This window comes from Pseudoalteromonas sp. SR45-5 (assembly GCF_014163565.1).
GTDB classification, from domain to species: Bacteria; Pseudomonadota; Gammaproteobacteria; order Enterobacterales; family Alteromonadaceae; genus Pseudoalteromonas; species Pseudoalteromonas distincta.
Window position 1 is genome coordinate 1 of the sequence record NZ_JACJDN010000134.1, and the last position, 7720, is coordinate 7720.

10 protein-coding genes are annotated in these 7720 nt (G+C 40.8%); 8 read left to right on the forward strand and 2 right to left on the reverse strand.

Translation table 11 applies throughout. From position 1 onward, the window contains the following. Positions 1–8 precede the first annotated feature (8 nt). The 8 genes from pspA (at position 9) to H5072_RS07245 (ending at position 6623) form a co-directional block, all read left to right on the forward strand. On the forward strand, positions 9–668 hold the full coding sequence (pspA, locus tag H5072_RS07210; protein ID WP_007376832.1) for a phage shock protein PspA: 660 nt from the start codon (positions 9–11) through the stop codon (positions 666–668). Positions 669–740: 72 nt separating this feature from the next. Beyond that, positions 741–974: an envelope stress response membrane protein PspB gene (pspB, locus tag H5072_RS07215; RefSeq protein ID WP_024596504.1), complete on the forward strand. Its 234-nt coding sequence runs from the start codon at positions 741–743 to the stop codon at positions 972–974. Next, the gene (gene pspC, locus H5072_RS07220; protein WP_024596503.1) at positions 971–1372 is read left to right on the forward strand and encodes an envelope stress response membrane protein PspC; all 402 of its coding nucleotides are present in this window, start codon (positions 971–973) and stop codon (positions 1370–1372) included. The genes pspB and pspC overlap by 4 nt, the downstream gene beginning before the upstream one ends. Positions 1373–1435: 63 nt before the next feature. After that, positions 1436–2854, forward strand: a complete 1419-nt coding sequence (locus H5072_RS07225) for a YcjX family protein (protein ID WP_182693125.1) — start codon at positions 1436–1438, stop codon at positions 2852–2854. After that, positions 2851–3873 (forward strand): TIGR01620 family protein, encoded by a 1023-nt coding sequence (locus H5072_RS07230; RefSeq protein WP_182693126.1) that lies wholly within the window; start codon positions 2851–2853, stop codon positions 3871–3873. The genes H5072_RS07225 and H5072_RS07230 overlap by 4 nt, the downstream gene beginning before the upstream one ends. 151 nt (positions 3874–4024) lie before the next feature. Next, complete coding sequence (megL, locus tag H5072_RS07235; RefSeq protein ID WP_182693127.1) at positions 4025–5206, forward strand: methionine gamma-lyase; 1182 nt, start codon at positions 4025–4027, stop codon at positions 5204–5206. Between the two features lie 237 nt (positions 5207–5443). Next, the gene (gene phhA / locus H5072_RS07240; RefSeq protein ID WP_002958327.1) at positions 5444–6241 is read left to right on the forward strand and encodes a phenylalanine 4-monooxygenase; all 798 of its coding nucleotides are present in this window, start codon (positions 5444–5446) and stop codon (positions 6239–6241) included. Positions 6242–6278: 37 nt separating this feature from the next. Beyond that, positions 6279–6623, forward strand: coding sequence for a 4a-hydroxytetrahydrobiopterin dehydratase (locus H5072_RS07245; protein WP_002958326.1), 345 nt, complete (start codon positions 6279–6281; stop codon positions 6621–6623). Between the two features lie 61 nt (positions 6624–6684). Here H5072_RS07245 and H5072_RS07250 read toward each other — a convergent pair whose 3' ends face one another. Together H5072_RS07250 and H5072_RS07255 are read right to left on the reverse strand one after the other, a co-directional pair. Next, complete coding sequence (locus H5072_RS07250; protein WP_182693128.1) at positions 6685–7122, reverse strand: hypothetical protein; 438 nt, start codon at positions 7120–7122, stop codon at positions 6685–6687. A gap of 8 nt (positions 7123–7130) precedes the next feature. Next, positions 7131–7720: hypothetical protein (locus H5072_RS07255; RefSeq protein WP_182693129.1), on the reverse strand; the 590-nt coding region annotated here is incomplete at its 5' end.

Genomic DNA, 7720 nt, shown 5'->3' on the forward strand with positions numbered 1-7720 from the left:
TAAATGTTATGGGAATTTTTTCACGTTTTGCAGATATTGTTAATTCTAATATCAACGCCATTTTAGATAAAGCAGAAGACCCAGAAAAAATGGTTCGTCTGATTATTCAAGAAATGGAAGATACGCTTGTTGAAGTACGTTCTACATCAGCTAAAACATTGGCTGAGAAAAAAGAAATTGTACGCCGCTTAGATACACTTAAAGCGCAGGTAAGTGATTGGCAAGATAAAGCCGAACTGGCTTTAAGTAAAGACCGCGACGATTTAGCGCGTTCAGCCTTACTTGAAAAGCAAAAGTCGGCAGATGCAGTTGCTTCAGTAGCGAGTGAGCTTGAACATGTAGAGTCTCATATTGAGAAATTACAGCAAGAAGTAACGACGCTACAAGAAAAGCTAGCAGATGCTAAATCTCGTCAAAAGGCAATTATACTTCGCCAACGTTCGGCTGAGTCGCGCCTTGAAGTGAAAAAGACACTTGATAGCTCAAAAGTAGAAGAAGCACTTAACCGCTTTGAACGTTACGAAACCAAAATTGATGGACTAGAATCTCAAATTGAGTCGTACGATTTAGGTAAAAAGACGTTAGCGGATGAAATTGCTAATCTACAAAAAAATGAAAAGATAGATGATGAGCTAGCCGAACTTAAAAAGAAGTTAGCTGATAAATAATTACATATAAAAATATATGGGGCCCTTGTGCCCCAGCTTAAAAACATCAAAACGGATTGTCAGGAGAGGATTATGTTTGATCCAGAGATATTAGTTGCACCATTTATCTTGTTTATGATTTTTGTTGCTCCGCTGTGGCTAATTTTGCACTACCGTAGCAAGAAACAAGTAAGCCAAGGTTTAAGTGAGCACGAACATCGCCAATTACTTGAGCTTGCACACAAAGCTGAAAAAATGGCTGATCGATTAGAAACACTTGAAGCATTGCTTGATCAAGAGTCACCACAATGGAGACGCAAAGTATGAGTGCCAAACGCGAATTATTAAGAGACCCACAACGCGGTAAAATAGCCGGTGTGTGTGCGGGATTAAGTGACTACTTTAATATGGAGTTATGGTTAGTTCGCATTATATTTGTTAGTGCGGTACTGCTAACGGGTGGCCCATTATTTGTGGTAGCGTATATTGCAGCCTGGTTCATTTTAGATAAAAAAGAGCCCGCAACAGCGCAAACAAAAAGCTCAACTAAAACTGACGATCCGCTAGAAGTAAAATTTAAAGTATGGCAAAAAGGCGAGCCGCCGCGCCGCGCATTGCAAGATTTAAAAGAGCGTTTAACGCGTGTAGATACTCGCCTTCAAGATATGGAGCGCCATGTAACTTCAAGCGAGTTTACGGTGAGCCGTGAAATTAACAAACTTTAAAGGATTTAATAGCACCTTATTTGCAGCGTGATAAATTACGGCAAATTAGGTGCAAGACACTTTATGAGCCAATCATTTGCAAAAAAGACCTTTAAAAGCATTAAAGGCAAAGCACAAAAAGCCCTTCATCGCAGTTTAGACCAACACGTAAAACTTGCCGTAACTGGCCTAAGTGGTAGTGGTAAAACAGCCTTTATTACCGCGCTTGTTAAACACTTAACAACCCAAGCGGACGATAAAAACTTACCTTTTTTTGATGTAATGCGCGAGCACCGCCATGTGGCCACTAAAGTTGTGCCGCAAGAGGCGTTAAAAGTCCCTACGTTTAATTACCCTCGAGCACTCAATACTTTATTACCCAGCGATGGGATGCCTACATGGCCTGCATCTACCGAGCGTATTAATACGCTGCGCTTGGCAATAAAGTATCAAAGTAATGCAGGGCTGCGTGGGCACTTTTCGCCGCAATCAACGCTTTATTTAGATATTATTGACTACCCGGGTGAATGGCTCCTTGATTTACCTATGCTTGAGCAAAGCTATTCTCAATGGTGCGAGCAGCAATATCCGTTATTAACTCAGCCTTCGCGCGTAAACACATCAAGTGACTTTTTAGTAGCCGTTGATCAACTTGACTTAAACGCCCCCGTTGATGAAAACGTACTTGCCCATATTGCTCAGCTTTATCAAAGCATGTTAGTCGGGCTTAAAAAAGACACCAAACTTGCCATGTTACAACCTGGGCGCATGCTAATGCCTGGCGACCTACAAGGCGCGCCATTGTTATTGTTTTTTCCGGTATCGGGTGAAATAAACAGTGACGATGTCGTTGCGGGTTCTAATTTAGCGCATTTAATTAAGCGTTTTAACGCCTATATAAAAGAAGTTGTAAAACCATTTTATAATGAGCATTTTAGGCACTTCGATCGCCAAATCGTACTTGTAGATGTACTTAGTGCGTTAAACGAAGGGCACGAAACACTCCAAGAGCAAAGCAGTGTAATAAACCAATTACTCGCACACTTTAATTACGGTGAGTCGGGCTTTTTTAAACGTTTATTTAAGCCCAACATAGACAAAATATTATTTGCAGCTAATAAATCAGATCACATAAGTGCAAAACACCATAAAGATTTAGCACTACTACTTGATTCGCTCGTGCATGAGCAAAGTAATCATTTAAAGTTTGATGGTGTAAAAATAGAAACCATGGCTATGTCGTCAATCACAGCAACGCAGCCGCGCCAGATTACCGACAAAGGCCAAACGCTTGACTGTATTTATGGTAAACCGCTAAACGAGCCAGATTGGCTTACGTATTTACCGCCGCAACCTCCCTCGCGGATGCTTAATAAAAATGAGTGGCCAGCACAGGGATTTGAGTTTTTATCGTTCTCTCCAATGCCGAGCCCCGATAAACAACTAAAACATATTCGATTAGATCATGTCATGCAGTACCTGCTAGGAGACAAATTAACATGAGTGAGTCAAACCAAACATTTCAAGCAGGGCGTCGTATAGATACGCAAAGCATTGAGCAAAACGAACCCGTTTTAGCACCTGCAAAAATTATTCAGCACGGGCAAAGTGATTACGAAGAACTTGAAGATGAAGCACTAGAGCCAGAAATAGATCTAGAGCCTGTATATAAAAAGTCAAAGTGGCAAACACTTAAAGGTGTTTTTGCTATTAGTTTTATAGTACTGGTGCTTTTAGAGTTTGCGTACTCGTTAGTATTTGCTTTCGAGCAGTCAATTATTTTAGGCAGTGTTTATTTAACCGCGGTTGTAAGTGGCGTACTGCTAATAGGGCGCTTATTGTGGCGAGAGTACCGAATGCTGCGCAGTTTAAAGCGTAACCAGCTGCACCGAGTTGAAGCCGACAGGCTTTTAAACAGCGAGCAAGTAGGCGGTGCATTACCTTGGCTCGAAAAGCTTAATAAACACCAAGAGCTTGATAACTTTGAAACCTTTAAAAACCAAGTAGCGATGCATCACAGCGACAAAGAAATAATGACGCTGTACGCCAACAGTTTATTAATAAGCCAAGACACCAAAGCTAAAAAGCTTATAAATCGTTTTGCGACTGAATCTGCACTGCTAGTTGCCCTAAGCCCACTTGCGCTGGTGGATATGATGGCTGTGCTTTGGCGCGGTACTAAGTTAATAGAACAAATTGGTAAAATTTACGGCATTGGTTTTGGCTACGCGAGCCGTATAAAGTTATACCGCATGTTGATAAAACAAGTAATGTTTGTTGGCAGTGCAGAGCTTGTATCTGACCTTGCTGCAACTGCACTAAGTGCTGAGCTTTTAGGTAAGCTTTCGGGGCGGGCAGCGCAAGGGGTCAGTGCTGGTATTTTTACAGCGCGTATTGGTTACAAAGCAATGGAGCTTAGTCGCCCATTACCACGGCTTGAAAACAAACGCAGCTTACTAAAAGGCACTGTGCAAAGCATCGCAGGTAAAATTATGAGCCGTAAAAAGGCGGAACCAACGTAGTAAAGGTAGTGGCAATATTTGTGTACAAACGTGCGCTGCACGGTTTTTACACAAATAGCCATCTGAGCATCCGGCATGCTTGCTGTTTGTAAGCGCATACGTTTTGATTGTTGAATCGCAAAAACATAATAATCAAAAAAATGAGCCTACAATGAGCAAGCATCATATAAACACCCAGTGTATTCATGGACCACAAAAAGCAAACGACCCGCACGGCGCACTTACTTCTCCTTTGTATCAAACCTCGACCTTTCATTTTGAAAATGCCGCACAAGGTGCTGCGCGTTTTGCAGGCGACGAACCTGGCTATATTTATACGCGTTTAGGAAACCCCACAACCACAGAGCTTGAACAAAAAGTTGCTCAACTAGAGAGTTGTGAAGCAGCAGCTGCAACCGCAACAGGTATGGGGGCTGTATCTGCCTCAGTACTGAGCTTTTTATCGCAAGGAGATCACCTTGTTGCCTCAAGTGCTTTGTATGGTTGTACCTTTGCGTTTTTCTCGCATATGTTGCCGCGCTGGGGAATCGAAGTCACTTTTGTTGATATGACCAACGAGGACGAACTACGCGCTGCCATCAAACCTAATTCAAAAATGATATTTGTAGAAACGCCAATTAATCCCACTATGGCGGTTATTGATTTGGCACTTATTGGCGCAGTTGCTAAAGAGCACAACTTAATTAGTGTGGTCGACAACACCTTTTTAACGCCGCTACTGCAATCGCCTAAAAAATACGGTATCGACATTATAATGCACAGTGCGACCAAGTACTTAAACGGCCACGGAGATGTAGTTGCCGGTATTGTATGTGGATCGTTTGAGCACATAACACACATTAAAATGACCGTACTAAAAGATATTGGTGCAACCATAAGCCCACACGATGCATGGCTAATTAATCGAGGCCTAAAAACGCTCGCTATTAGAATAGAGCGCCATTGTCAAAGCGCACAAACAATAGCGCAATATCTAGAGGCTCACCCACAAGTAAGCACCGTATATTACCCGGGGCTTAAATCGCACCCAGGTTATAAGTTTATTGGTAATCAAATGAAAGCCGCTGGTGGTGTTATTGCGTTTGAAATAAAAGGCACGCTACATGATGGCGCTCAATTTATTGATAGTATGAAACTTTGTACACTTGCAGTAAGCCTCGGTGACGCAGAAACACTGATTCAGCATCCTGCATCTATGACTCACTCGCCTTATACGCCAGAGGAGCGAGCTGCCGCTGGAATAAGTGATGGGCTGATCAGACTCTCGGTTGGGCTTGAAGATGTTAACGACATTATTAGTGATTTAGACCAAGCTTTTACTAAAATTGGTTAGGTGTATTTAATTGTATACACTTTAAAATAAGCTGAAGGCCTTTATTAAAAGGCCTGTATTTTTAATGTGCCATGAGTGTAATTTTAAATTTACGATCTAAGTGATCACGCTAAATACTGATGTTAGCCTATCTATTAAACTTTTCTTCACTTTTGCATAGTATGGGGTCATTCGATATTCATTAGGTTTGAGTATCACACTGACACCGATTTAGGGCTCACACCCAAGAAGGTACTTATGGCTAAAGCAAGTAAATACACATCCAAAACACCAGACGAAAATGGTGTTATACACTGGAGTGATGAAGAAAATAAAATTTGGTCTGAGCTTGTAGCGCGCCAACTTGCATGCATTGAAGGCAAAGCCTGCAACGAGTACATGCAAGGGTTAAAAAAGATTAACCTGCCGCACGACCGTATTCCGCAGCTAAGCGAGCTAAACGAAGTGTTACTAGCCACTACCGGTTGGCAAGTTGCACCAGTACCTGCGCTTATCGACTTTGATGAGTTTTTTAGATTACTGGCAAACAAGCAGTTTCCGGTAGCTACATTTATTCGTAGCCGCGAAGAATTTGACTACCTACAAGAGCCTGATATTTTTCATGAAATATTTGGCCATTGCGCCATGCTAACTAATCCTGACTTTGCCGAGTTTACGCATAAGTACGGGCAATTAGGTTACGCAGCGCAGAAAAAGGACCGTGTATACCTTGCGCGTATATACTGGTTTACAGTCGAATTTGGTTTAATGCAAACCGAAGATGGCCTGCGTATTTACGGCGGCGGCATTTTATCAAGCCCAGGGGAGACTCAGTATGTATACTCAAATACGCCAGAAATTAGCCCAATGAACGTGCTTGATGTACTGCGTACGCCGTACCGTATTGATATTATGCAACCACAGTACTACACCATAAATTCGATTCATGATCTGTTTGATATATCGCAAATGGATATTATGACTTTGGTTGAGCGAGCTAAAGAGCTTGGTTTGCACGACCCAAAATTTCCACCAAAAGAAAAATTAGCCAGTTAAACATTAATGCTAAAAAAGCTAAAAGTAAGGATTTAGAATGTCTTCATTAAGTGCACAAAAATGCGAAGCCTGTCATGTAGATGCGCCAAAAGTATCTGACGAAGAGTTAGCACAATTAATTACTAAAATCCCAGATTGGGTACCAGAAGTACGTGACGGCATTATGCAGCTTGAGCGTGTTTATAAATTTAAAAACTTCAAACAGGCTATCGCGTTTACTAACAAAGTAGGCGACATGGCAGAAGACGAAGGCCATCACCCAGGTCTACTAACCGAGTGGGGCAAAGTAACCGTCACATGGTGGAGCCATTCAATTAAAGGCCTACACAAAAACGACTTTATTTGCGCAGCTAAAACAGACGACGTATTTAACGCGCTGTAAACTTTTTAAAGGTTTAACCTTCGCAACAAAAAGCCCGCTAAAGTTATTTAGCGGGTTTTTTTTATATACTGTTGTCACTGGCATTTATAGAAATTGAATGAACCTTTAGCTGCTTGTCTGAAAACTTACTTTTAAGCATGTCGATGGTTTTTTCTTGTTGCCTACAAGGCGGACAAGGGCCTACATCTTCATCTATTGAGGTGTAAAACAACGTATACTTTTGCTGGGTAAAATCGGGCAATGTTGTTAATAGCTGCTCTAAATTACTTTTAATTAAATCAGAATCAGGATGGCTTTGTTTATTTTTAAAAATGGATAAAATATTTGGTAAATATTTATCAGAGTAATGCATCAACTCGCCTTTGCTGTTAAATAAAAACATTTGCGGTGCGGTATTATTAATGGGCGATTTAACCATTTGGTAATGAGAGAAACTGTACTGCTCAGCGTATGTATTTCCACCATATATAAGTAGTGTAGCTAGTAGTAATTTATACATGCTTATCCTTAAGTTAAGTTATTCCACGAATTGTTAAGTGTTTTTTTAATCTCTATAGCAATAATACATATAACCGCTAACAAAATGACTAAATGCACTGTAAGTATCGTGTTTAGGTCAAAAACGGATTGTTGAAATAAAAAAGTTTGTAGTTTTTCATGTTGGGTGAAAAATAGCGCAATAATAACTATGTGGGTTATCACAAATGCAGTGAAAAATAGCTTTAAAAATAAATAGCATATTTGGTAGCTGCGAGCGCCCATAGCACGTCTTAATGCAAGCTCTGTAGATGATTTAGCAGTAAGCTGTTTAATACTGCTGTAGTTGTATAAAAACGCAGAGAGTAGAAGAATTGAGGAACACACAACGGTAATTATTAGTAATGCATTTCTAGGGGCTTGCTCATTTTTTACTAAAGATGAAAGGGGGGTAAGTGATAAATCGTTAAAGTTAACACTTAATGCTCTTACTGCCGTTTGGAGTTCACTTTCAACTTGTGTGATGGGCGCATGAGTTTTAATTATAATTGTTTCAAAACCTGTCAGGGCACTTATTACATTATATACAGTTGGCTGAACCGGTGTGTCGGGCCCTTCAT